This window comes from Xanthomonas sp. NCPPB 2250, assembly GCF_056725265.1.
This window is the reverse complement of sequence record NZ_CM161520.1, coordinates 1,392,906-1,417,724: the sequence shown is the minus strand read 5'-3', so window position 1 is coordinate 1,417,724 and position 24,819 is coordinate 1,392,906. Positions and strand designations below refer to the sequence as shown.

Sequence of the window (24,819 nt, the reverse complement as noted above, 5' to 3'; positions counted from 1 at the left end):
CGCCGCCGCTTTGCGATTCCCGGGACCGCCATGACCGACCAGACCCGCCGCCGACTGCTCCGCGCCGGCCTCACCGCCAGCGCCGCCGCGCTGCTGCCGCCGAGCATCGCCCGCGCCGCCGCGATCGCCCCGGACGTGCGCAGCGGCACCCTCGACGACCTGCAGCACGTGGTGATCCTGATGCAGGAGAACCGCGCCTTCGACCATTACTTCGGTAGCCTGGCCGGCGTGCGCGGCTTCGGCGACCGCTTCCCGATCCCCGCCCCGCCGCTGCCCGGCACCGCGCCGCGAACGGTGTGGCTGCAGCCCAGCGCCGACGGCAGCCGCCAGCTCGCGCCGTTCCCGCTGCGCACCGCGCGCGACTTCGCCACCATGCGCGTGCAGGGCACCCCGCATACCTGGCCGAACGCGCAGCAGGCCTGGGACCACGGCCGCATGGGCCAGTGGCCGGCGGCCAAGCGCGACCACGCGCTGGCCCACTACGAACGCGACGACCTGCCGTTCCAGTTCGCCCTGGCCGAGGCCTTCACCGTTTGCGACGCCTACCACTGCGCGATCCAGGCCGGCACCAATCCGAACCGCGTGTTCCTGTGGACCGGGCAGAACGATCCGCACGCGCGCGCCGGCGGCCCGGCGATCGCCAATTCGCACGACAACTTCCCGGAACTGGGCGGCGATCCGGACGACTACCGCTGGCCCAGCTACGTCGAGGCGCTGCAACAGGCCGGCGTGTCATGGCAGATCTACCAGGACATGGCCGACAACTTCACCGACAACCCGCTGGCCGGCTTCGCGCCGTTCCGCGCGGCCTGGCGCGGTGCGCCCGGGCACGATCCGCAACTGCGCGCACGCGGCGTCTCCAGCCGCAGCCTGGCGCAGTTGCGCGAGGACGTGCTGGCCGCGCGACTGCCGTCGGTGAGCTTCATCATCGCCGACGCCGCCGGCAGCGAGCATCCCGATCCGTCCAGCCCGGCGCAGGGCGCGGCCTACACCGCGCGCGTGCTCGACGCGCTGACCGCCGACCCCAAGGTGTGGGCGCGCACCGCGCTGCTGCTGATGTTCGACGAGAACGACGGCTTCTTCGACCACGTGCCGCCGCCGGCGCCGCCCTCGCCCGACCCGTCCGTGGCCGGCGGCTGGGCCGGCGCCTCCAGCGTCGCCACCGACGGCGAATATCACCTGCACCCGGCGCCGGGCGACGCCAAGGCCGATCCGCCGGAGCTGCGCGGGCGTCCCTATGGCCTGGGCCCGCGCGTACCGCTGTACGTGATCTCGCCGTGGAGCCGCGGCGGCTGGGTCGATTCGCAGGTCTACGACCACACCTCGGTGCTGCGCCTGCTGGAGCGCCGCTTCGGCGTCGCCGCCGCCGGCCTGACCCCGTGGCGCCGCGCGGTCTGCGGCGATCTTCTGGACGCCTTCGACTTCCGCCAGGCCGACACCCGCCCGTTCGTCGCCGACCTGCCGGACGTGCGCGAGGCGGCCGCGCGCGCCGCGGCGTTGCACGATCACGCAGTGCCACCGCTGCCGGCGCAACTGCAGGCACCGCGCCAGGCGTTCGGCGTGCGCCGCGCACGTGCCTTGCCGTATCGGCCGACGGTGCAGTTGCAGCACGTGCCGGAGCGCGGCGAGGTGCAGTTGCGCATGGCCAACACCGGCGCAGCGGCGGTGCTGCACGTCTACGACCGCTATCTCCTCGACGCGATCCCGCGCCGCTACACGGTGGGCACCGGCGCGACCCTGGACGGCGCCTGGACCACCTACGACGGCAGCTACGACCTGTGGCTGCTCGGCCCCAACGGCTTCCACCGCCACTACCGCGGCGACCTGAGCGCCCCGCTGCTGCAGGCCGACATCGCCCAGGACCCGGACGACGCACAGGCGCTGTGCCTGGTCCTGCGCAATCCCGGTACCGCCCCGCTCGGCGTGTCCCTGGAACCGGCCGCCTATGCACAGGCGCAACCGCGCCAACGAGTGACGCTGGCGCCCGGTGCGGAGCAGCGCATTCACTGGAATGCCAAGCCGAGCGGCGGCTGGTACGACCTGTGGCTGGTCCAGGACAACGCCCGCCAGCGCCTGGCCGGCCGCGTGGAAACCGGCAAGCCCGGCATCAGCGATCCGGCGATGGGCGGACCGGCGCGGCTGTATCAGGAGCCCGCCGGAGGCGGGCGGGATTGGGGAGTCGGGATTGGGGATTCGTGAAAGCGCAATCCGCGCGCCGACACGCTTTTGCCAATCCCGAATCCCCAATCCCGGCTGTCCCTAATCCCGGCCCTCAAGCACTCCGATCGTCCGCAGCCAGGTCTCGACCAGCTGCGGCCATTGCGCGATCGGCAGGTTCTTCGCGCGCAGGCCGAAGGCATGGCCGCCCTTGGCGTAGATGTGCATTTCCGTGGGCACGTCGGCGTGGTTGAGCGCGACGTAGTACGCCAGCACCTGCGAGATGCCGTCCACGTAGTCGTCCTGGGCCTGCAGCAGGAAGGTCGGCGGGGTGTCGGCGACGACGCGGATGTCCGGACGCAAGGCCAGATCGGTGGGATTGCGGGTGTCGGCGTCCTCGTCCTCGTGCACCCACAGATGGCCCGGATACACGGCGATGGCGAAGTCCGGGCGACAGCTCACGCGATCGGCGGCATCCACCAGCGGATAGGTGCGCTGGGCGAAGTGCGTGCTCACCGCCGCCACCAGGTGCCCGCCGGCGGAAAAGCCCATCACCCCGATCTTGTGTGGGTCCACACCCCAGGTGGCGGCCTGCTGGCGCACCAGGCCCAGCGTGCGCTGCGCGTCCTGCAGCGCGGTCTGCACCTTGGGGTAGTAGCGCCGGTCGTTGACCCAGGTCGGCCCGGAGTTCGGCACGCGGTACTTCAACAGCACGCAGGTGATGCCGCGCGAGACCAACCAGTCGCAGATCTCCGTGCCCTCCAGGTCCATCGCCAACATCTGGTAGCCGCCGCCGGGAAACACCACCACCGCGGCGCCGGTGTTGCGGCCCTGCGCCGGGTACACGGTCATGGTCGGCCGGCTGACGTTGTCGATCCTGGCCCCGGGTCCAGCCGTTTCCGGCTTCGGATGCGGCAACGCATCCGGCACCGCGCCGGGCCAGATCGGCACCTGCACGTGGCCCGGTGCAGGTTCCCAGACCCGCGCCTGCGCGGCGTGGGCAGACAGACCGAGGGCAATGGCCAACGAACAGCACACGAATCGACGCATGGGACGCTCCGAACAGGGTTGGGAATGGAAGGGACCGCACGATCAGTGAGCACGGCCTCGGCGGCTGTGGCCGTTGGGTACAACGCAGGCGATCGCACGCGGCATCGGCACGTGGCGTCGCCGCTGCTCGCGAGCAGCGTCTCGTACGCATGGCTGCGGTTCCCGTGTGTGTGGGATCAGCCGCGACGGACCTTCGCGGTGAAGCCTGTCGCGGCTGGAGCCGCTCCTACGGGAGAGCGACCTGCATCCGGCGCGATTGCAGCGAACGCAGGCGATACAGCGCGCGCAACGCCGCCTAGCCGGTACGCCGCGTCTGCGCAGGCAGCGAGGCCACGACCGCCTGCGCCACCGCTTTCAGCGTCGCATCGCGCGCAGCGCTGTCGACCGTGGCGCCATTGAGATACGCGGTCAGCAGCAGCGGCGTGGGCCGTCCCGGCGCCCACACGATGGCGATGTCGTTGCGGGTATCGGTGCCGTTGCTGCCGGTCTTGTCGCCGATCTGCCAGCCCGCCGGCAGGCCGGCGCGCAGGCAGTCGTTGCCGGTACGGTTGTCGCGCATCCAGGCAATCAGGCGCTGCCGCGACACCGGCTGCAGTACGTCGCCGAGCAACAGGGCACGCATCGTCGCCGCCATCGCCGCCGGCGTGGTGGTGTCGCGCGGATCGCCGGCGACGAACTCGTTCATGCCCGGCTCGTTGCGGTCCAGTTGGGTCTGCGTATCGCCCAGCGCGCGCAGGAAGCGGGTCACCCCGGGCGGGTCGCCGACCAGCGGCAGCAGCAGGTTGGCCGCGGTGTTGTCGCTGTAGATCATCGCCGCGCGGCACAGTTCGACCACGCTGAGGGTGCCGCCGACATGGCGCTCGGACACCGGCGCATTCGCCAGCAGATCCGCCTTGCGCACCGACAGGCGCCGCTCCAGGGCCAGCTCGCCGCGGTCGACCCGCTGCAGCACCGCCCCCGCCAATAGAAATTTGAAGGTGCTGCACAGCGGGAAGCGCTCGTCCTGGCGCTGTCCGCCGAGCGTCGCACCGCTGCCGTCGAGCAGGCTCACGCCGAGCCGGCCACCACTGCGCCGCTCGATCTCGGCCAGCCGCTGCTGTAGCGTCGGCGCCGGATTTTTAGCGGTTTTTGCCTGCGCACCAGCCACGACCAGCAGGCTCGCGCCCATTCCCACGCCCTGCAGGAACCGTCGTCTCGTCAGCATCGTCCACCTCCGTCGGGAGCCAGGATGATGGCCGCATTGACCCACCCCCACCAGCGAGGTTATTCAATCGCACCCATGAGCCGAATTGATACCTGGCAATGATCCGTCCACATCTGCCGTTGAACGCCCTGCGCGCCTTCGAAGCCGCGGCACGGCACCAGAACCTGACCCGCGCCGCCGCCGAGCTGTGCGTGACCCAGGCCGCGCTGAGCCATCAGATCAAGCAACTGGAGGCGCGCCTGGGCGTGGTGCTGTTCCAGCGGCTGCCGCGCGGCGTGGCCCTGACCGACGAGGGCCTGCGCCTGCATCCGGTGCTGACCGAGGCCTTCGACCGCATCGCCGGGACGCTGCAACGCTTCGCCGGCGGCCGCTATCGCGAGACGCTGAGCGTGGGCGTGGTCGGCACCTTCGCGGTGGGCTGGCTGCTGCCACGGCTGGACGCCTTCCACGCCGCACACCCGGACATCGAACTGCGCGTGTACACCCACAACAACCGGGTCGACCTGGCCGGCGAAGGCCTGGACCTGGCGATCCGCTTCGGCGATGGCGACTGGCAAGGTCAGCACGCCACCGCGATCCTGGATGCACCGTTCGCGCCGGTGTGCGCGCCGGCGCTGGCGCAACGGCTGCGCACGCCTGCCGACCTCGCCAGGACCACCCTGCTGCGCTCCTACCGGCTGGACGAATGGCCGCGCTGGCTGCAGGCCGCCGGCGCGCCCGAGGTGCTGGCCGGCGGCCCGATCTGCGATGCCTCGCTGACCCTGGCCAGCATCGCCGCGGCCGGCCACGGCGTGGCCCTGCTGCCGCTGCGGCTGTTCGCCCAGGATCTGGATGCCGGGCGGCTGGTATGCCCGTTCACCACCCGCATCGACCTCGGCCGCTACTGGCTGACCCGGCTGCGGTCGCGCGCGGAAAGCGACGCCGCGCGGCGCTTGCGCGAGTGGTTGCTGGCCGAGCAGGTGGCGCAGGCGAACTGAGCGCCAGCGCCGCAGCCGGATGTGGCGTCTCCAGGCACGTCGAGGCACTCCCGGCACGCGCTTTGCTGCCTACCAGCACGGCCTGACAAGGATGTGAAGAATTTGTGCACTGCCGCTTGGCGGCCATGCCGGGGCCGAACTATGATCCCGGTCGCAGTCGCACTGTGCGCCGGGGATGGCGCTGACCGTTTCGGGGGAACCATGCTGATGAACCGTGCTGTCCTGACCACCCGTCCGGGCCTGGTCTCGCGTGACGTCGTGCTGGCGGCCGCACTGGCCTGCCTGTGCGTGCTGCATCTGGCCTACTTCCTGCGCGGCGGCGCCAGCGAATGGCATTGGGCGCTCAGCGCCGCCGGCCTGGCGCTGATGGCGCTCAAGGCCAGCCTGCGACCGACGCCGACCGCCCGCCCCTCGCTGCAGAGCCTGCGCTCGCGCACGCCGCTGGACTGGGCGGCGATCGCTGGCGGCCTGCTGGTCGTGGCCAGCGCTGCTGCCTGAGCGGCACGGGCCGGCGCCGCGCGCGTCGTCGGATGCGATCGTCCTCCTCCTGCACGGCACGTCCGGCGCGCGCGATTGCCTCCGGGCACGGCGTGCCGCTGTCGCCAGCAGCGTCCTCGTGGGCCAGGCGCGCGCGCAGCCCTGGGTGCTGGCGCATGCCATGCAGGCGAGACTTTGCCGTTGACTGAGGCGATGTGGCGTCGGGGCTGAAGCCCCTCCCACACGGGGTGCCGGCTCGCGTTCCGGCCTGGCCTGGAGCGGCGTGAAGAAGCGATTGAAGCCCCTCTCCCTCCGGGAGAGGGGTTGGGGTGAGGGTGCGGCGGCACGCACGGCTGGCCACTCCGACTCCCCCGGCACCCGCACCCTCATCCGCCCCTTCGGGGCACCTTCCCCCAAAAGGGGGCCATGGCCCCGCAGGAAGAAGGAAACGCTGGCGCGACGTGGATCATCCGTGCTCGCCGGCACACACCGGCAATGGCGAGATCCCACCGCGGCTCAAGCGCCGTCGATCAGTTCCATCCACGCTTGCTCGGCCTGCGCCAGGTCGCGCGCGGCGGCCTCGCGGTCGCGGCCCAGCACCGCCATCTTCTCCGCATCGGCGTAGTGCCTGGGATCGGCGAGCTGGCGGTCGAGTTCGGCCAGGGTCGCTTCCAGTTCGCCCACGCGCTTCTCCGCGGCGGCCAGCTTGTGCGGATTCGGCGGCTTCTTCGCCGGCAGCGGCTTGACCGGCGGCGGCGGGGTCGGCGCGGCCTCGGCCAGTTTCTGCTTGGTGCCCTGCGCGGCCGGGCGGGTGCGCAGCCACGCGGCATAGGCGTCGAGATCGCCGTCGAACGGCTCGACCACGCCGTCGGCCACGCGCCAGAAGGTGTCGCAGACCAGGCCGATCAGGTGGCGGTCGTGCGAGACCATCACGATCGCGCCCTCGAAATCGCTCAGCGCCTCGGCCAGCGCCTCGCGCATTTCCAGGTCGAGATGGTTGGTCGGCTCGTCGAGCAGCAGCACGTTGGGCTGTTGCCAGGCGATCAGCGCCAGCGCCAGGCGCGCGCGCTCGCCGCCGGAGAACCCGTCGACCGGCTCGAACGCGCGGTCGCCGGGGAAATTCCACTTGCCGAGGAAATCGCGGAACGCCTGGTTGCTGGCCTCCTTGTCGATCTCGCGCATGTGGTCCATCGGCGACTGGCCCTCGTGCAGCGACTCCACCGTGTGCTGGGCGAAGTAGCCGATACGCAGGTCCGGGTGCGCCATGCGCTCGCCGGCGATCGGCGGCAGTTCGCCGACCAGGGTCTTGACCAGGGTGGTCTTGCCGGCGCCGTTGGGGCCGAGCAGGCCGATGCGCTGGCCGGCCTCCAGGCCGAAACCGACGTTGTGCAGGATCACCGCGTCGGCGCCGTAGCCGGCCTCGGCGTGGTTGAGACGGATCAGCGAGAACGGCAGCTTGGCCGGCGGCGCCAGTTCGATGCGGAACTCGCGCTCGGCGCGCACCGCCTCGGTGCCGGCCAGCTTCTCCAGGCGCTTCATCCGGCTCTGCGCCTGCGCCGCCTTGGAGGCCTTGGCCTTGAAGCGGTCGATGAAGCTCTGCAGGTGGGCGCGCTCGGCCTGTTCCTTCTCGTGCGCGATCTGCTGCTGGCGCAACTGCTCGGCGCGCTGGCGCTCGAAATCGGTGTAGCCGCCGGTGTACAGCTTGGCGCCGCCGTTGTGCAGGTGCAGGGTGTGGGTGGCGACGTTGTCGAGGAACTCGCGGTCGTGCGAGATCAGCAGCAGCGTGCCCGGGTACTTCAGCAGCCACTGCTCCAGCCAGTACACCGCGTCCAGGTCGAGGTGGTTGGTCGGTTCGTCGAGCAGCAGCAGGTCGCTGGGCATCATCAGCGCGCGCGCCAGGTTCAGGCGCACACGCCAGCCGCCGGAGAACGAGGACACCGCGCGGTGATGGGTCTCGGCCGGGAAGCCGAGGCCGTGCAGCAGCTTGCCGGCGCGCGCATCGGCGTCGTAGGCGCCCATCTCGGCCATCTTGGTGTGCGCGGCGGCGACCGCCTCCCAGTCCTCGCGCGCGGTCGCCTCGGCCTCTTCGGCCAGCACCGCGGCCACCGCGGTGTCGCCGCCGAGCACGAAGCTCAGCGCCGGGTCCGGCAGCGACGGGGTTTCCTGGGCCACGCTGGCGATGCGCACCTTGCCGGGCAGGTCGACATCGCCCTTGTCGGCCTCCAGTTCGCCCTTCACCGCCGCGAACAGGCTGGACTTGCCGGCCCCGTTGCGGCCGACCACGCCCACCCGGTAACCGGCATGCAGGGTGAGGTCGACATTGGACAGCAACAGCCGCTCGCCGCGGCGCAAGGCGAAATTACGTAGGGAAATCAAGGCAGGGCACTCGGCTAGCGAGGCGGAAGTGTAGCCGCTTCGCCCGCCCCGGCCCACCCGGGGCGGCGATGCGGCGCGGTCCGGCGCGGCGCGCGGGCCGCCGCGAAAACCCGACCCAGGTCCGTTATTTGTATACGCGCCCATGTGAAAAACGGATTTCAATCCGATGGCACACGCTGCACCGCAGCATCCCCCGCCCCACCGGAAATCGCCAGACCCGCGCCAATCCCCCAGCCAGGAGTCTCCGCCCGATGACGCAACGCCGCCTCCCCCTCGTCCGTGCCGTCCTGCTCGTGCTCGCCTCCGGCAACAGCCTCGCCCAGTCCCAGCAGGCGCCGACCACGCTGGACAACATCATCGTCACCGGCACCCGCATCGCCGACCGCACGGTCGCCGAATCGCAATCGCCGATCGACATCATCGCGCCGGAAGCGCTGCAGGCCACCGGCGCCAGCGACCTCGCCAGCGCGCTCGGCAAGCTGCTGCCTTCGCTGAACTTCCCGCGCCCGGCGATCAACGACGGCAACGACGCGCTGCGCCCGGCGACCCTGCGCGGCCTGTCGCCGGACGCGGTGCTGGTGCTGCTGGACGGCAAGCGCTACCACACCACCTCGCTGGTCAACTACAACCCGTCGGTCGGGCGCGGCTCGGCCCCAGCCGACCTCAACTCGATCCCGATGTCGGCGATCGCGCGCATCGAGGTGCTGCGCGACGGCGCGTCGGCGCAATACGGTTCCGACGCCATCGCCGGCGTCATCAACATCGTGCTCAAGCACGGCGCCAAGGCCGGCAGCAACAGCGTCGCGGTCAACGGCGGCATCATGGACAAGGGCGACGGCGCGCAGAACGGCATCGACGGCTCCTATGGCCTGGCCTTCGGCGGCGCGCCGGGCGGCGAGGCGCCGGGCTGGGTGCGGGTGTCGTGGAACTACCAGAACGCGATGAACACCAATCGCGCCGAGAACACCGACAAGGCCACCACCCTCGCCGGTGCCGCCAACCCCAGCGGGGTGCCCTACGAGCGCTACGGCGACCCCGCGGTAAAAACCTACCAGGGGCTGGTCAATTTCGGCTACGCGCTCACCCCGCACGTCGACCTGTACGGCTACGCCAACGTCAGTCGTCGCGAGGTGCTGTCCAACGGCTACTACCGCGCCTGGGACAACAGCGACCGCAACGTGCAGGCGGTCTACCCCAACGGCTTCCTGCCGCAGATCTACAACCCGTCCAACGACCGCGCCGCCGTGCTCGGGCTCAAGGGCAGCACCGACAGCGGCTGGACCTGGGACGTCTCCGCCGACTACGGCAAGAACGACGTCACCTTCGATCTGCGCAACACCATCAACACCAACCTGTACTGGAGCACCGGCGCCTCGCCGACGCGCTTCAACGCCGGCGGCTTCCGCAACGAGCAGAACGCGCTCAACGCCGACTTCAGCAAGTCCCTGGACTGGGGCCTGGCCTACCCGGTCAACCTCGCCTTCGGCGCTGAGTACCGGCAGGACAAGTACGCCGTGGTGGCCGGCTCGCCCACTTCGATCTACTTCGATCCGAATGCCATCAACCCGGACACCGGCGCACCGTATCCAGGCGGCTCCCAGGTGTTCCCCGGCCTGTCGCCGACCGTGGCCGGGCAGTTCCAGCGCCACAGCAAGGCGGTGTACGCGGACCTGGAAGCGGACCTGAGCGAGCGCCTGTCCGGCGGCGTGGCCGCGCGCTACGAGGACTACAGCGATGCCGGCACCACCCGCTCGGGCAAGCTGTCGGCGCGCTACCAGCTCAACGACGCCTTCGCCGTCCGCGGCACGATCTCCAACGGTTTCCGCGCGCCCTCGCTGGCGCAACAGAACTACGCCTCGGTGGTGACCCTGCCGGTGGACGGCGTGCTCAGCCAGATCGGCACCTACCGCACCTCCGATCCGGTGGCCATCGCGCTCGGCGCCAAGCCGCTGTCGCCGGAGAAATCCACCAACTACAGCATCGGCGCGGTCTGGCAGCCCGGAGGCGGCTTCAATTCCACCCTGGACCTGTACCAGATCCGCATCTGGGACCAGATCCTGTATTCGGATCAGATCTCGCTGGCCGTGCCGATCGGCCAGGTCAGCGCCGCGCAGTTCTTCGTCAACGGCGCCACCACCCGCACCCGCGGCGTGGACTGGGTGAGCAACTACCTGCTTGACCTCGACCGTGCTGGCACGCTCAACCTCAGCTTCAGCGCCAACTACAACAAGATCGAGATCCTGGAGATCTCCGATCCGAACTTCGGCCGCGCCAGCCAGGGCCTGCTGACCGATGCCACGCCGCGCACCAAGTACGTGCTCAGCGGCGACTGGAGCCTGGCCGGCTGGACCCTGCACGGCGACGCCACCCGCTATGGCGCCATCACCCGCCGCGGCGACGAGGCCGACGGCAGCCAGGACCAGGGCTTCGCCGCGCGCTGGCTGCTGAACCTGTCCACCAGCTATGCCTGGCACGACCTGACCTTCACCGTCGGCGCCGACAACGTCACCAACCAGTACCCGACCCGGACCGCGCTGAACAACATCTACGACGACCGCCCCAACGGCCTGCAGTACTCGCCGCTGTCGCCGTTCGGCTTCAACGGACGCTACTGGTACGGGCGGGTGAGCTACCGCTTCTGAGCGACCCTGGCGGGCGTCGCCGCGATGGGCGACGACGTCTCGCCACGCGTGGCTCGCACGACCAACAGGCCTACGCCGCATCTGTCCCGGTGAGCGCGGACGCCGCCGGAACGCTGTTCGTCCCTCGCCATTGCGGCCACCGTCCGCCCTCTGCGGACGGTGGCGCGCGGCGTTCTGCCGCCCCTTAGAACGCAATGGAATAAGAACATGCGCTTGCATCCTGCGACGCAGCACGCATGTTAAAAAATAATTAGACATCCCTGAGGACGCGGCCTGCCGGCCCTGCCGGTCGCCGCATGCCCCGCCTGCCGTTTCGGCATCTGCTGGAGTTTTCATGAACCGTCCGTTGTCGCTGCTGGCGAGCGCCGTGCTCGCCGCCCTCGCCGCCCCCTCCTTCGCCCAGACCGTGTCCGACGCACCGAGCACGCCCAGCACGCTGGACACGGTGATCGTCACCGGCACCCGCGTCAGCGACCGCACCGTCGCCGAGTCGCAATCGCCGATCGACATCATCACCCCCGAGGCACTGCAGGCCACCGGCACCTCGGAACTGGCGACCGCGCTGTCGCGCGCCCTGCCCTCGCTGAACTTTCCGCGCCCGGCCTTGACCGACGGCACCAGCGGCATCCGCCCGGCGCAGTTGCGCGGGCTCTCGCCCGACCAGGTGCTGGTGCTGGTCAACGGCAAGCGCCGCCACACCTCGGCGATGATCAACGTCAACGGCACCATCGGCCGCGGCGCCTCGGCGGTGGATCTCAACGCGATCCCGATCGCCGCGATCGAGCGGGTGGAAGTGCTGCGCGACGGCGCCTCGGCGCAGTACGGCTCCGACGCCATCGCCGGCGTGGTCAACATCGTGCTCAAGGGCGCCGGCGAAGGCGGCAGCCTGGCCGTGGAGCACGGCAAGTACTCGGCCGGCGACGGCGCCAAGTCGCAGCTCTCCGGCGACGCCGGGGTCGGCTTCGGCGACGGCCGCGGCAGCCTGCACGTGGCCGGGCAGATCAGCCAGCAGGACGCCACCAACCGCGCCGGCCCCTACCAGGGCACCGCGCCGAACACCGGCAACTATCCCGGCATCGGCCAGACCACCTTCGTCTACGGCGACCCCAAGGTCGACGCCACCGCGGTCTCGGCCAACGGCGAGTTCCGCTTCAGCGACAACCTCACCGGCTACGCCACCGCGATCGCCAGCAACCGCGACATCACCTCGTTCGCGTTCTACCGCTCGCGCAACCACAACGGCCAGACCGCGCTGCTGGCGCAGGTCTATCCGGACGGCTACGTGCCGCAGATCGAGCAGTACTCCAAGGACCGCTCGCTGGTCGCCGGCCTGAAGGGCAGCACCGCCGGCGGCTTCACCTGGGACGTCAGCTACAACTACGGCTACAACAAGGTCGACTTCCACACCGCCAACAGCATCAACTACAGCCTCGGCGTCGACAGCCCGAGTCGCTTCTACGACGGCGCGCTGGAGTACACCCAGAACGCGGTCAACGCCGACTTCACCCAGCCGCTGGAGTGGGGCCTGGCCTATCCGGTGACGCTGTCCTTCGGCGCCGAGTACCGCCAGGAGAAGTGGAACCAATCGCCCGGCGAGCCGGCCTCGTACACCGGCACCACCGGCGGCGCGCAGGGCTTCGCCGGCTTCGCGCCGCTCAACGCGGTGCATTCGGACCGCCACAACTACGCGGTGTACGCGGGGCTGGAAGCGGACCTGACCGACAAGTTCTCCGCCGGCCTCACCGGCCGCTACGAGGACTACTCGGATTTCGGCAGCAAGACCTCCGGCAAGCTGTCGGCGCGCTACGCGTTCACCGACAAGGTGGCGCTGCGCGGCACCGTTGCCAGCGGCTTCCGCGCGCCGTCGCTGGCGCAGCAGCAGTACCAGGCGGTGACCAGCAGCTACATCAACGGCAGCTTCTTCGAATCCGGCACCTTCCCGGTGAACAGCGCCGTGGCCCAGGCCCTGGGCGCCGCGCCGCTGAAGGCCGAGACCTCGCTGTCCTACAGCCTCGGCCTGGTGCTGCAGCCGGTCGAGCGCCTGTACCTGACCGTGGACGCGTACCAGATCGAGATCGACGATCGCATCCTGCTCTCGTCCAACCTCAACGACGCGGCGGTGCTGGGCAAACTGCGCCAGCTCGGCTACAGCAACGTCACCAGCGTGCGCTACTTCAGCAACGCCGCCGACACCCGCACCCGCGGCGTCGACGTGGTCGGCACCTACAGCATCCCGCTGACGGCCAGCACGCTAGACCTCACCGCCAGCTACGGCTACAGCAAGACCGACATCACCCATGCGGTGACCCAGCCGCAGGCGCTGGCCGCCATCGGCTCGACCCAGACCACCCTGGGCCGCGACGAGATCGGCCGCCTGGAAGACAGCTACCCGAAGGACAAGCTGATCCTCAGCGGCACCTGGAAGCTGCCGAAGTGGGATCTGAGCCTGGCCGCCACCCGCTACGGCGAGTTCACCGTGCGCAACTCGGCCACCGCCGCCCGCGACCAGACCTACGGCGCGGACTGGGTGGTCGACGCCTCGGCCAGCTTCAAGCCGAGCACCAACTGGACGCTGACGCTGGGCGCGGACAACGTGTTCGACCAGTACCCGGACAAGACCGCCAACCTGATCAACTCCACTTACGGCATGCTGCCGTACAGCAACTACTCGCCGTACGGTTTCAACGGTGCCTACGTGTACGGGCGGATCAATTACCGCTGGTGATCGCATGCGCGGGCATCGATTGCGCCTGCGTCGAACGGCATGACGACGGCCCGGATTTCCGGGCCGTTGTTGTTGGGGCGGGGATTCGGGATTTGGGATTGGGGATTCGAACTCCACCAGCCTGCGATGTTTTCGCCGGCCTAGGCTGTGTTGTAGGAGCGGCTTCAGCCGCGACGCTTCGCCGGTGGCGCGTCGCGGCTGAAGCCGCTCCTACGAAGAACGAGATTTACGAAGAACGAAATTCGCCACACGGGCACCTTTCCGGATCCTCACCCCAGCCTGCACCGTGAAGTTCGATCTCGCCGAAACAGGCGATCGAGCGAATCGCTCGCCGGCTCGCCCGCGCTTCTGCAACGCAACGCCATTGCACCCGTAGGAGCGGCTTCAGCCGCGACGTTCTATCTGTGACGTGTCGCGGCTGAAGCCGCTCCTACAGGGACAGCGGCATGCGCACGACATGCTGCGCGCGTGCAACCGCGACGCGCCCAACACCGTGCTCTGCCCCGTGCCGCACAGCCAGCATCCTGCACATCGCGATGCGAAAAACGCCGCAGCGCCCGCGCGCAGGCACCGCCGTGCACCATGTCCGTGCGCATGGCCGGCGTTTTGTCTACACGCCCGGAAAATCCCGGGATTGGCGCTGCCGCAACGCCTGCAGCGGTGGTTGCAATTGCAACCTCGGCATCAGGCTTAACGGAATATTGACTCCACTGACATCAACCGGTAATCCCTAGGTCGCGTCGTCGCATCCGCCAGGGGACAGGGGAGTGCGCATGCAGCGGCGCCTCCCCCCACTTCTGGAGCCGCCTCCCCCATGACGCGCACGCTCACTCCGCTCGCCCACGCCGTCGCCCTGTGCCTGGCGACGTCCGCCGTTTCGGTCCACGCGCAGAACTCCGGCAACGCGCAAACGCTGGACACCGTCATCGTGACCGGGACGCGTGTGGCCGATCGCACCGTCGCCGAATCGGCTTCGCCGATCGACATCATCTCGCCGGAGACGCTGCAGTCCACCGGCACCACCGAACTGGCCACTGCGCTGTCGCGCGCGGTGCCGTCGCTGAACTTCCCGCGCCCGGCGATCACCGACGGCTCCGATGCGGTGCGCCCGGCGCAGTTGCGCGGGCTCTCGCCGGACCAGGTGCTGGTGCTGGTCAACGGCAAGCGCTACCACACCACCGCGCTGGTCAACCTCAACGGCGCGCAGGGCCGCGGCTCCTCGCCGGCCGATCTCAACACCATTCCCATCGCCGCGGTCGAACGCATCGAAGTGCTCCGCGACGGTGCCTCCGCGCAATACGGTTCCGATGCCATCGCCGGCGTCATCAACATCGTGCTCAAGGGCAGCGGCACGGGCGGCAGCCTGGCCGGGCGCTACGGCAAGTACAGCGCCGGCGACGGCGAGCAGTACCAGCTCTCCGGCGATGCCGGCCTCACCTTCGCCGAGACCGGCACAGTGCACTTCGCCGCGCAGGCCGGACACCAGGACCAGACCGACCGCGCCACGCCGTACCAGGGCCAGGTGCAGCAGCGCTACGGCGACCCCGACGTGGACCAGGGCGCGGTCTCCTACAACGGCCAGTACAGCCCGGCCGACTACATCACCTTCTATTCCTACGCGATGCTCAGCCGCCGCGAGGTGCTGTCCAACGGTTACTTCCGCTGGTCCGGCGACAACCGCAACCGCCCGGAGATCTACCCCGATGGCTTCCTGCCGCAGATCTACAACGTCAGCAAGGACGTGTCCTGGGTCGGCGGGGTCAAGTCCAGCACCGCCGGCGGCCTGGCCATCGACCTCAGCTACAACTACGGCCGCAACGATCTGAGTTTCGACGTGCGCCACAGCCTCAACAACAGCCTGGGCCTGGCCAGCCCCACCGAGTTCTATGCGGGCGCGCTGCAGGTCACCCAGAACGTGCTCAACGCCGACTTCAGCAAATCGCTGGAAGTCGGCCTGGCCTACCCGCTCACCCTGGCCTTCGGCGCCGAGTGGCGCGGCGAGAAATTCAACGAATCGCCGGGCGCGCCGGCGTCCTACGTCAACGGCGGCATTCCCTCGGCCAACGGCACGCTGCTGCCGGGCGCGCAGGTGTTCGCCGGCTTCAAGCCCAGCGACTCCGGCCACTACGATCGCAACAGCTATTCGGCCTACCTCGACCTGGAAGGCGACATCACCGACAAGTTCTCCGCCGGCCTGGCCGGGCGCTACGAGAACTACAGCGACTTCGGCGACACCGCCACCGGCAAGCTCTCGCTGCGCTACGCCTTCAGTCCGAAGGTCGCGCTGCGCGCCACCGTCTCCACCGGCTTCCGCGCACCGTCGCTGCAGCAGCAGTATTTCCAGTCGGTCGCCACCAACTTCATCAACGTCGCCCAACCCGACGGCAGCATCGCCGCCACACCGTTCGAGATCGGCACCTTCCGCACCGACAACCCGGCGGCGATCGCGCTCGGCGCCGAGCCGCTGAAAGCCGAGAAGTCCAAGAACTACGGCCTGGGCCTGGTGCTGCAGCCGGTGGACGCGCTGTACATCACCCTCGACGCCTACCGCATCGACATCGACGACCGCATCGTGCTCTCGGAGAATCTCACCTCCACCGCCGTGCGCAACTACCTGCAGGGCAATGGCTACGCCGGCATCGGCGGCGGCCGCTACTTCACCAACGCCATCGACACCAAGACCCAGGGCGTGGACGCCATCGGCACCTACAAGCTGGCGCTGCCCGCCAGCAGCCTCGACCTCACCGCTGGCTACAACTACAACAAGACCGACATCGAGAAGATCGCCGGCAACCCGGCGGTGCTGGAAGCGATCGACCCGACCGCGGTGCGCATCGGCCGCGCCGAGATCGGCCGCATCACCCGTGGTTCGCCGCGCGACAAGTTCTTCCTGAGCAGCGTGTGGTCGCCCGGCGCCTGGGCCTTCACCGCCACCGCCACGCGCTGGGGCGAATTCACCGACTTCGGCACCACGCCGGCCGCCGACCAGACCTACGCGGCCAAATGGACCCTGGACCTGTCGGCGGCCTACACGCTGGGCCGCTGGCGCGTGACCGTCGGCGGCGACAACGTGCTCAACGAGTATCCCGACCGCTCGCGCGCCGGCGCCGGCACCCGCACCTATCTGCCGTACAGCACCTCCTCGCCGTTCGGCTTCAACGGCGCCTTCGCTTACGCCAACGTCAACTACAGCTGGTGATGCATTGCGGCGGCGGTGTCCCGGCACCGCCGCCGCCACGTTCATCGCAGACAACGCCGCGACCGCATGTCCGCCGGGTCGGTCTCGATGGCGTGCGGCGCTACGCCGCTGACGCAGGAATCGGATGGGCACCAACGCAGCGGTGACGAAGCGTCGGCAAGCGCGCGCTCATCAACCTCGTCTCCGTTCGGCAACGCATCGCACTCGCGCCGTCGTCCGTTCGAACCATGCGTTTGCAGCGGCACTCCGCCTGATCGCGGCCGGCAGCGACGCGCAGAGGCGTCAAACATTCGCCGCGCGATCCGGGCGGATCCGGCCACCCGACTGCACCCATCGCGTCACGTCGGTGATGGCCATCTCAGACACGGCACGACTCGTGATCGCATTCGACAAACGCCGGGCGACGGCGCGATGGATTTTCCCCACGATGCAACTCGCTCGCCATCGACAGTGGCATTCGGCATTACTTGGCTGTGCGGAAAACGGAACGCCATAAACAAAATGCCCTGCTGCACCGCGAGGACAGGCCTGCACTGTATGGCATGGAAACTGCAGTAAGGTCCACGCCCGACACCCCGGCGATGCCGGATGGTCACGCGAATCGCGCGTGACCTGGGGCCATACCTGAGCAAGCCGATGCGGCGTATTTGCGGGAATTCTTCCGCAAAAATAAGCGTGAGCCACATCACAAGTATGAATCGATTGATTATTTGTCAACAGTGGCCTGTTGCGATTCGCGTAATGTGGAATCGCCTGAACGGCAGGCAAAAAAGCCCCATCCGGGGAAGGACCGTGTCATGTGGAAAACTTCAAAAATAGCGGTGCTATCAGGCATCGTCGCGTGCTCGGCGCTGGCGTCCAGCGCCTATGCGCAGAGCTGTTGCCCGAGCGGCGGCAACGGCAGCCCGATCTCCATCCGTGGTCTGGGTGAAAGCGCGCCGGCGGCGACCAATCTGTCCACCAACGCGTCGGCGCGCATCTACCAGTTCGAGCGCAACGGCGTGACCTACCTGCAGATCAACGACTCCACCGGCCAGGTGCGTGGCGCGATCGGCCGCGTCGGCGACACCGCCTGGGTGACGCCGATGGGCAAGGACGTGGATCGGGTGAGCACCGTCGACACCTTCGACAGCAGCCGCGGCACCGTGGTCTACGATGCGCGCTACTTCACCGTGCAGCTGGCCAGCAGCGCCAACGGCGACGTCTGGACCGTGACCATCAAGAAGTAACGGTCTTTTCCAGCGGCTCGGAGATCAGGAAGCTGATCTTTTGCTCATGACGGCGCCGGCAGGTGCCGTCATGAGCCTTCAACCGGCTGGCCAGTTCCCAGTCCATCTCGTTGGCGCTGTGATGCTTGCGGCCGCTGCCCGGCATCGCCGCGTCGGCTTCCACCGTCACTACTACGCCGCGCTTGCCGCGTGCCGACCAGACCCGTGCGGTGATCGTGTGCCGGCCCGCATCGGGCAGGATTTCCATGGCATTGAGCACGCAGCGATACGCCGCCAGTTGCAGCCCGATCGACAGCCGCCGCGAATCCCCGCGCAGGCGCGCCTCGACCTCGGTATCGCAGGCGTTGGCGAAGGCGATGGAGTTCAGCGCGCCGTACAGGCCGTGGGTTTCGATATCCAGCGGATACAGTGCCGCGACGTAATCGTCCAGCAACTGCGCCTGGATCACCCCGGTACGGTTCATTTCCATCGCCGCGGCGTAGTGGCCATGCTCCTTCAGCGTGCTGGCGATGTCGCGGCGCAGCTTGTTGATGTGCACGTGGATGTCGGTGTACTCGATCACGCGATTACGCAGGGTGCGCTCGGCCGACATATAGCTGGCCTGGGCCACCTGCAGCGCCTCCTGTTCGGCGAAGCCCAGGCGCCGAGCCTGGTCCATCACCCCGGCGATGCGGGTACCGAGCACGAACAGCGTGGTGGCGGCGAACGACACCAGCATCTGCACGTAGAAGGTTTCCAGGTCGAACGCACCGGCGTGATGCGACTTGGCAAGCGCCATCGCCACCGCGATGTCGGCCATGACGATGCCGACCGCAGCACCGCGCCACTCGTGGCCCAGGGTCAGCCAGAAACCCGGCACGATCATCATCACCAGCAGGAACTGGCGCGCCACTCCATCCGGTACGTTCATCGCCGCCGCGAACAGGACCGCCACCATCAGCGCCGCGCGCAGGCTGTCGTGCATCAGCCCACGCGACATCAGCGCGGTGCCTTCGCGGCGCACCCACAGCAAGGCCGGCAACACGAACACCAGGATGCCGAGATAGTTACCGACCCAGAACTTCAGCGCGTTCTCGACGTTGATGTCGGTGGTCGGCCCATCCAGCACCCAGTTCAGCGCCTTGTTGATCAGCACGCCCCACAGCGCCATGCCAAGCACCACCGGCAGCAACCGCTGCTGCCAGACCAGCATGTCGGGGACGCGGCGGCGGAACCACAACGGCACCAGCGCCGACAGCGGCATCAGCAGCAACGGGCTGAGATAGGCCCAGGCCGCGCTCTGTCCCTCGTCGATCAGCGGCACACGCAGCACCAGCAGCGCAGCGGCATCGCCAAGCAGCAAGTAGGGCCATAGCCGCAAGGGCATGAACAGCAACACGGCCGCGCGCAGGCCGGCGGGCAGGAACCATTGGTCCAGAGACAACTGCCACGCCATCAGGTATCCGGCGCAGTACACGGAGCTCAGGAGCAGTCCCTTCGCGAATGTCTTCAGTCTAGCCATGCCACCCTGGTCCTGGCAGGACACCTAATTGGCGCAAACATACACCACGGGATGGGCCGAAACAGTAGACAGATAACGTCCATCATCCGCTGTAATGCCTTTCCTGACAGGGAGTTGCGCGGGGGACCCGATCGCTGCGACTTCCATCCCACTCAGGGTGTCGGGGAGCAGAAGCCCGGGGCCTGGATACCGCACTACCAGGGGCGCCGGTTGCGCGGCTCGCCGACCCTGGCAAGCGTGCCCGTGCCCCCATCTGCGCGATGCCGGGGGCATGCGTCTCGCGGCCGCCCGCTCCCGATGCCAGCTGCCCAGCCGCCCAGCCGCCGCCCGAGATGGTCCCGTTGTCGCCGCACGCGCAGCCCTCGACGTAATAGGCCTGTGGCCCAATCACGATGCCCCGGCTCCGCCGGCCGTTTGGCGCCCCCTACCGATTTGCCGACAAAAGCCCCGATCGGCGACACTCGGGGCCTACTTGTTCTGCGATCCTGAATGCATCACGACACCAGTCTCATCGACATCATCGCGGTCGGGCTCGCGCTCGCCTTCATCCTCGGCACGCTCGCCCATCGCCTCAAACTCTCGCCGCTGGTCGGCTATCTGGTGGCGGGCATCTGCGTGGGCCCGTTCACGCCGGGCTTCGTCGCCGACCAGGCCCTGGCCAACCAGTTGTCGGAACTGGGGGTGATGCTGCTGATGTTCGGGGTGGGGCTGCACTTCTCTCTCGAAGACCTGATGGAAGTAAAGTGGATCGCGATCCCCGGCGCGCTGGCGCAGATCGCGGTCGCCACCCTGCTCGGCTGGGGGCTGGCCTGGAGCATGGGCTGGCCGACCCTGCACGGCCTGGTGTTCGGCCTGGCGCTGTCGGTGGCCAGTACCGTGGTGCTGCTGCGGGCGATGGAGGAACGGCGCCTGCTGGAAACCCTGCGCGGGCGCATCGCGGTCGGCTGGCTGATCGTGGAGGACCTGGTGATGGTGCTCGCGCTGGTGCTGCTGCCCGCGCTGGCCGACGCGCTCGGCGGCAAGGGCGCCGACACCGGGGCAATCCTCGGCGCGCTCGGCGTCACCCTGCTGAAGATGGCCGCCTTCGTGGCGGTGATGCTGGTGGTCGGCCGCCGCGCGATTCCGTGGGCGCTGGAGAAGGTCGCCGCGACCGGCTCGCGCGAACTGTTCACCCTGTCGGTGCTGGCGATCGCGCTGGGCGTGGCGTTCGGCTCGGCCACTCTGTTCGGCGTGTCGTTCGCGCTGGGCGCGTTCTTCGCCGGCATGCTGCTGAAGGAGTCCGAGCTCAGCCACAAGGCCGCCAACGACTCGCTGCCGCTGCGCGACGCCTTCGCGGTGCTGTTCTTCGTTTCGGTGGGCATGCTGTTCGATCCGCACATCCTGCTCGAGCATCCCTGGCAGGTGCTGGCCACGTTCCTGACCATCACCGTCGGCAAGTCGCTGGCCGCCTTCGTGATCGTGCGGGCGTTCGGCCACCCCACCGGCATCGCCCTGACCATCTCCACCAGCCTGGCGCAGATCGGCGAGTTCTCCTTCATCCTCGCCGGCCTGGGCGTGAGCCTGGCGATCCTGCCCGAGACCGGCCGCGACCTGATCCTGGCCGGCGCGCTGCTGTCGATCATCGCCAACCCGCTGCTGTTCACCTGGCTGGATCGCTGGCAGGCGCGGCAGGCGGTGGAGGCGCCGGTGACGGTGGAACCGGAACTGCCGCCGGGCCCGTCGCTGGACCTGGTCGACCACGCCATCGTGATCGGCTACGGCCGGGTCGGCAGCGCGCTGGCGGCGGTGCTGCGCGAGCGCGGCGTGCCGGTGCTGGTGATCGACGACAACCGCGACCACGTCGAGCGCGCCCACGCCGACGGCATCCCCGGCATCCGCGGCAGCGCCGCCGCCGACCGGGTGCTGGCCGAGGCGCACCCGGACCGGGCCAAGATCGCGATCCTGGCGATCCCGCAACCGCTGGAAGCCGGCGAAGCCCTGGCCAAACTGCGTGCGCTGAACCCGGCGCTGACCCTGCTGGCGCGTGCGCACAGCGACGCCGAGGTCAAGCACCTGCTCGACCACGGCGCCGACGGCACGGTGATGGCCGAGCGCGAACTGGCCTATTCGCTGGCGGAAATGGTGATGGCGACGCCGCCGTATCGGGGGATGCGTGCCGCGGCGCGCTGAGGCCTTGACCGCAGGGATTGGGGATTGGGGATTGGGGATTCGCAAAAGCGGCTCCTCTTCGGAGAGTGAGTCGCAGCGAAAAGCGCGGTAGCGCACAGAAAGCGTCTACGGCGGCTGGGAAGGCCCGCGGCCGATCGTCTTGATAAGCATTCTCGTTTACGGCAGGATTGCGCTCCCTTCCCCAGTTCCGCGCGCCCTCCCCCCATGGCCTGCAAGATCGGGTTGCTCAACTCCGTGCCCAGTGCCCTGCTGTGCGAGATGTTCGGGCATGTCGGCTACGACTTCGCGGTACTCGATCTGGAACACGTGCTGCGCTCGCCCGCCGAGCTGGAGCACGCCATCCGCGCCTGCGAGCTGGGCGGCTGCGAACCCTGGGTGCGCGTGCCCGAGGTCGATGCCAAGCTGATCGGCCGGGTACTCGACGCCGGCGCCCGCGGCGTGGTCCTGGCCGGGCTGGACAGCGCCGAGCAGGCCGAGCGCGCGGTCGCCGCCGCGCACTTCCCGCCGCACGGCCGCCGCGGCATCACCGGCGGCCGCGTCACCGGCTTCGGCAGCGTGGCCCTGGCCGATTACATCGCCGGCAGCCGCGCGCGCCTGCGCGTGATCCCGATGATCGAGAGCGCCGCCGGCGTGCGCGCCCTGCCGCAGATCCTGCAGGTGCCCGGCGTGTCGCTGGTGATGGAAGGCGCGCTGGACCTGGCGCTGGACCTGGGCGTCGGCCCGCAGCCCACCCATCCGCAGGTCTGGGAACAGCTGCTGGCGATCGACGCGGCCTGCCGCGCTGCTGGCGTTCCCTTCTGCCCCAATCCCCGCGACGCCGCGCAACGCGCGCACTGGCTGGCGCAGGCGGACCTGCAGTGGCTGTTCGCCGGCGAAGACCGCGCGCTGCTGCAGGCCGCGTTGCGCCAGCGCGCGGCCGACCTGCGCAGTCCCTGACCGTTTTCGTGCCTCTGGAGTCGTCGTCTTGATCGCTTCGCTTTCCCCTTCGCTGCTGCCCGTCGCCCTCGCCGCCGCCATGCTCGCCCCTTCCAGCGCGCGCGCCGAGGACACGCCGCCCGACGCCGACGCGCAGGCGCGGATCCGCCAGCTCGACGCGGTGCAGGTACAGGGCAGCCTGCTCGGCCGCTCCACCGTCGAGGACGTGCAGCACTACGCCGGCAGCCGCCAGGTGATCGACAGCACGCAGCTGCGCACCGGCGCCAACCGCTCGCTGGACGACGCGCTGCAGAAGGTGCCGGGAATCAAGGTGTTCGACGAGACCGGCACCGGCGCGCTGCCGCAGATCATGCTGCGCGGCCTGTACGAGAGCCGCAGCGGCCGCGTGCAGGTACTGGAAGACGGCATTCCGCTGGCGCTGGCGCCGTATGGGCAGACCAGCCTGTCGCTGTTCCCGGTCGGCCTGAACCAGGTCGACCGCATCGACATCGTGCGCGGCGGCGCGGCGGTGCAGTACGGCCCCAACAACGTCGGCGGCGTGATCAACCTGATCAGCCCGGACATCCCCACCACCTGGACCACCACGCTGGGGCAGAAGGTCACCGCCGGCGGCGCCGGGCATTACCTGGGCGACACCGCGATCAGTACCGGCGGCTACGCCAGCGATACCTTCGGCCTGCAACTGGACGCCAACTGGACCAAGGGCGACTACTGGCGCGAGCACAGCGCCACCGACATCAAGAACCTGCGCCTGCGCGCGGAGTGGTGGCTGGCGCCGGACAAACTGCTCAAGGCCAGCGTGCAGCGCTACGTCGCCGACATGGACATGGCCGGCGCCTTGTCCACCGCCGACTACCTGCGCGATCCGCGCCAGTCGACGCGGCCGCTGGATGAGTTCAACGGCCGTACCACGCGCGCCTCGCTGGTCTACCAGCAGGACTTCGGCGATGTGGGGCCGTTCCAGGACCTGCGCCTGGACTGGAGCAACTTCAGCGCGCGCAGCAGCCGCAACTTCATCGTCGGCATGCGGTCGGCCTCCAGCGAGACCTGGCGCCCCGACCTGCCGCCGCAGCTGCGGCAGAGCGCGCCGCGCGATTTCCGCGTCTACGGCAGCGAGCCGCGGCTGAGCTGGACGATGGGCGACGGCGCGGTGCGCCAGCAGTGGACGCTGGGCGCGCGCGCGATCAACGAGGACATCGACTTCCTGGTCGGCAACACCCGCCTGAGCGATGGCCTGTACACCCTGGTGCGCGACTGGCGCTTCAAGGACCGCGGCGCCGCCGCCTACGTCAGCGACGCGATCGCCTTCGCCGACGGCCGCGTCACCGTCACCCCCGGCCTGCGCTACGAGCAGGTCGATTCGCGCTACTACAACCTGGCCAGCGGCGCGCGCACGCGCAACAAGACCGACGACGTGCTGCCCGGTCTGACCCTGGGCGTCCAGGCCAGCCCGCAGTGGTACCTGTACGCCGACGGGCAGCGCTCGCTGCGCGCGCCGCAGGTCACCCAGATCATCTTCGGCGACAACCTCGACGCCGAACTGGCCTGGAACTACGAGGCCGGCGCGCGCTACCAGCCCAACGAACGCACCCGCGTGCAGTTCGGCGGCTACCTGATCGACTTCGACCAGCAGATCCAGCTCGACAACACCACGCGCACCTACCGCAACCTCGGCAAGACACGCCACCAGGGCGGCGAAGTGGAACTGCAGTGGAGCCCGGCGCAACTGCGCGCGCTGACCCTCAACGCCGGCTACGCCTATCTGGACGCACGGCAGAAATCGGGCGTGTACGACGGCCTGCGCGTGCCCTACACCTCGCGCAACCAGCTCACCCTCGGCGCGTCGTACCGGCCCGACTCCGGTCACACCACCGTCGCCGTTTCCAGCTATTACTTCAGCCGCGCCTTCAGCGATGCGGCCAACACCGTGCAGGAGAACGCGATCGGCTCGGTCGGCGAACTGCCGGCCTACTGGGTGTGGAACGCGCAGCTGAGCCAGGTGCTCAGCGAAGGCGCCAGCGGCAAGCTCAGCGCGTCGCTGGCGGTCAACAACCTGTTCGATCGCAAGTACTGGTACCGCGGCATCGACACCAGCCCCTGGGGCCGGCAGCCGGCGCCAGGCCGCAGCGTCACCGTCGGCCTCGAGTACAAATTCTGATCCACCCCGGCGTCGGACG

13 protein-coding genes and 1 pseudogene are annotated in these 24,819 nt (G+C 69.2%); 10 read left to right on the top strand and 4 right to left on the bottom strand.

Annotated features, from left to right (window positions below):
* Window positions 1–30 precede the first annotated feature (30 nt).
* Window positions 31–2,182 (top strand): annotated as a pseudogene (locus AC1PMG_RS05870) (phosphocholine-specific phospholipase C); the annotation flags it as partial.
* A 77-nt stretch (window positions 2,183–2,259) separates the two neighbouring features.
* On the opposite strand, the gene AC1PMG_RS05865 reads toward AC1PMG_RS05870, so the two are convergent.
* Entirely contained in the window at window positions 2,260–3,183 is a 924-nt protein-coding gene (locus AC1PMG_RS05865; protein WP_481111617.1) for an alpha/beta hydrolase, read from the bottom strand.
* A gap of 319 nt (window positions 3,184–3,502) precedes the next feature.
* A complete protein-coding gene (bla, locus tag AC1PMG_RS05860) occupies window positions 3,503–4,411 on the bottom strand; it encodes a class A beta-lactamase (protein ID WP_481110975.1) in 909 nt (302 codons plus the stop codon).
* 98 nt (window positions 4,412–4,509) lie between these two features.
* Here bla and ampR point away from each other — a divergent pair, with 98 nt between their 5' ends.
* Window positions 4,510–5,388 (top strand): LysR family transcriptional regulator AmpR, encoded by an 879-nt coding sequence (gene ampR, locus AC1PMG_RS05855; protein WP_481110974.1) that lies wholly within the window; start codon window positions 4,510–4,512, stop codon window positions 5,386–5,388.
* A 207-nt stretch (window positions 5,389–5,595) separates the two neighbouring features.
* A complete protein-coding gene (locus AC1PMG_RS05850) occupies window positions 5,596–5,886 on the top strand; it encodes a hypothetical protein (RefSeq protein ID WP_481110973.1) in 291 nt (96 codons plus the stop codon).
* Between the two features lie 495 nt (window positions 5,887–6,381).
* On the opposite strand, the gene AC1PMG_RS05845 is transcribed toward AC1PMG_RS05850, so the two are convergent.
* Window positions 6,382–8,241 carry an ABC-F family ATP-binding cassette domain-containing protein gene (locus AC1PMG_RS05845; protein WP_267105640.1) on the bottom strand — a complete coding sequence of 620 codons (1,860 nt, stop codon included), beginning with the start codon at window positions 8,239–8,241 and terminating at the stop codon, window positions 6,382–6,384.
* A 251-nt stretch (window positions 8,242–8,492) separates the two neighbouring features.
* On the opposite strand from AC1PMG_RS05845, the gene AC1PMG_RS05840 reads away from it, so the two are divergent.
* The 4 genes from AC1PMG_RS05840 (at window position 8,493) to AC1PMG_RS05825 (ending at window position 18,036) form a co-directional block, all read left to right on the top strand.
* Window positions 8,493–10,883, top strand: a complete 2,391-nt coding sequence (locus AC1PMG_RS05840; protein ID WP_481110972.1) for a TonB-dependent receptor plug domain-containing protein — start codon at window positions 8,493–8,495, stop codon at window positions 10,881–10,883.
* Window positions 10,884–11,217: 334 nt separating this feature from the next.
* Window positions 11,218–13,608 carry a TonB-dependent receptor plug domain-containing protein gene (locus tag AC1PMG_RS05835; protein WP_481110971.1) on the top strand — a complete coding sequence of 797 codons (2,391 nt, stop codon included), beginning with the start codon at window positions 11,218–11,220 and terminating at the stop codon, window positions 13,606–13,608.
* 814 nt (window positions 13,609–14,422) lie between these two features.
* Entirely contained in the window at window positions 14,423–16,807 is a 2,385-nt protein-coding gene (locus AC1PMG_RS05830; RefSeq protein WP_481110970.1) for a TonB-dependent receptor plug domain-containing protein, read from the top strand.
* A gap of 797 nt (window positions 16,808–17,604) precedes the next feature.
* A complete protein-coding gene (locus tag AC1PMG_RS05825; protein ID WP_026144368.1) occupies window positions 17,605–18,036 on the top strand; it encodes a hypothetical protein in 432 nt (143 codons plus the stop codon).
* Here the strand turns inward: AC1PMG_RS05825 and AC1PMG_RS05820 are convergent.
* Complete coding sequence (locus AC1PMG_RS05820; RefSeq protein WP_342074075.1) at window positions 18,026–19,537, bottom strand: MASE1 domain-containing protein; 1,512 nt, start codon at window positions 19,535–19,537, stop codon at window positions 18,026–18,028. The two genes, AC1PMG_RS05825 and AC1PMG_RS05820, sit on opposite strands and share 11 nt — an antisense overlap.
* Window positions 19,538–20,026: 489 nt before the next feature.
* Here AC1PMG_RS05820 and ybaL point away from each other — a divergent pair, with 489 nt between their 5' ends.
* The 3 genes from ybaL to AC1PMG_RS05805 all read left to right on the top strand — a co-directional run bounded on the left by ybaL (window position 20,027) and on the right by AC1PMG_RS05805 (window position 24,800).
* Entirely contained in the window at window positions 20,027–21,706 is a 1,680-nt protein-coding gene (gene ybaL, locus AC1PMG_RS05815) for a YbaL family putative K(+) efflux transporter (RefSeq protein WP_342074076.1), read from the top strand.
* A gap of 204 nt (window positions 21,707–21,910) precedes the next feature.
* Window positions 21,911–22,642 carry an HpcH/HpaI aldolase family protein gene (locus AC1PMG_RS05810; protein WP_150409772.1) on the top strand — a complete coding sequence of 244 codons (732 nt, stop codon included), beginning with the start codon at window positions 21,911–21,913 and terminating at the stop codon, window positions 22,640–22,642.
* A gap of 79 nt (window positions 22,643–22,721) precedes the next feature.
* The gene (locus AC1PMG_RS05805; RefSeq protein WP_481111616.1) at window positions 22,722–24,800 is read left to right on the top strand and encodes a TonB-dependent receptor family protein; all 2,079 of its coding nucleotides are present in this window, start codon (window positions 22,722–22,724) and stop codon (window positions 24,798–24,800) included.
* Window positions 24,801–24,819 lie beyond the last annotated feature (19 nt).

Coding starts and splice junctions, on each gene's coding strand:
- bla (WP_481110975.1), bottom strand. CDS start 4,411: ATGCTGACGAGACGACGGTTCCTGCAGGGCGTGGGAATGGGCGCGAGC.
- ampR (WP_481110974.1), top strand. CDS start 4,510: ATGATCCGTCCACATCTGCCGTTGAACGCCCTGCGCGCCTTCGAAGCC.
- AC1PMG_RS05850 (WP_481110973.1), top strand. CDS start 5,596: ATGAACCGTGCTGTCCTGACCACCCGTCCGGGCCTGGTCTCGCGTGAC.
- AC1PMG_RS05840 (WP_481110972.1), top strand. CDS start 8,493: ATGACGCAACGCCGCCTCCCCCTCGTCCGTGCCGTCCTGCTCGTGCTC.
- AC1PMG_RS05835 (WP_481110971.1), top strand. CDS start 11,218: ATGAACCGTCCGTTGTCGCTGCTGGCGAGCGCCGTGCTCGCCGCCCTC.
- AC1PMG_RS05830 (WP_481110970.1), top strand. CDS start 14,423: ATGACGCGCACGCTCACTCCGCTCGCCCACGCCGTCGCCCTGTGCCTG.
- AC1PMG_RS05825 (WP_026144368.1), top strand. CDS start 17,605: ATGTGGAAAACTTCAAAAATAGCGGTGCTATCAGGCATCGTCGCGTGC.
- AC1PMG_RS05820 (WP_342074075.1), bottom strand. CDS start 19,537: ATGGCTAGACTGAAGACATTCGCGAAGGGACTGCTCCTGAGCTCCGTG.
- ybaL (WP_342074076.1), top strand. CDS start 20,027: ATGCATCACGACACCAGTCTCATCGACATCATCGCGGTCGGGCTCGCG.
- AC1PMG_RS05810 (WP_150409772.1), top strand. CDS start 21,911: ATGGCCTGCAAGATCGGGTTGCTCAACTCCGTGCCCAGTGCCCTGCTG.
- AC1PMG_RS05805 (WP_481111616.1), top strand. CDS start 22,722: ATGCTCGCCCCTTCCAGCGCGCGCGCCGAGGACACGCCGCCCGACGCC.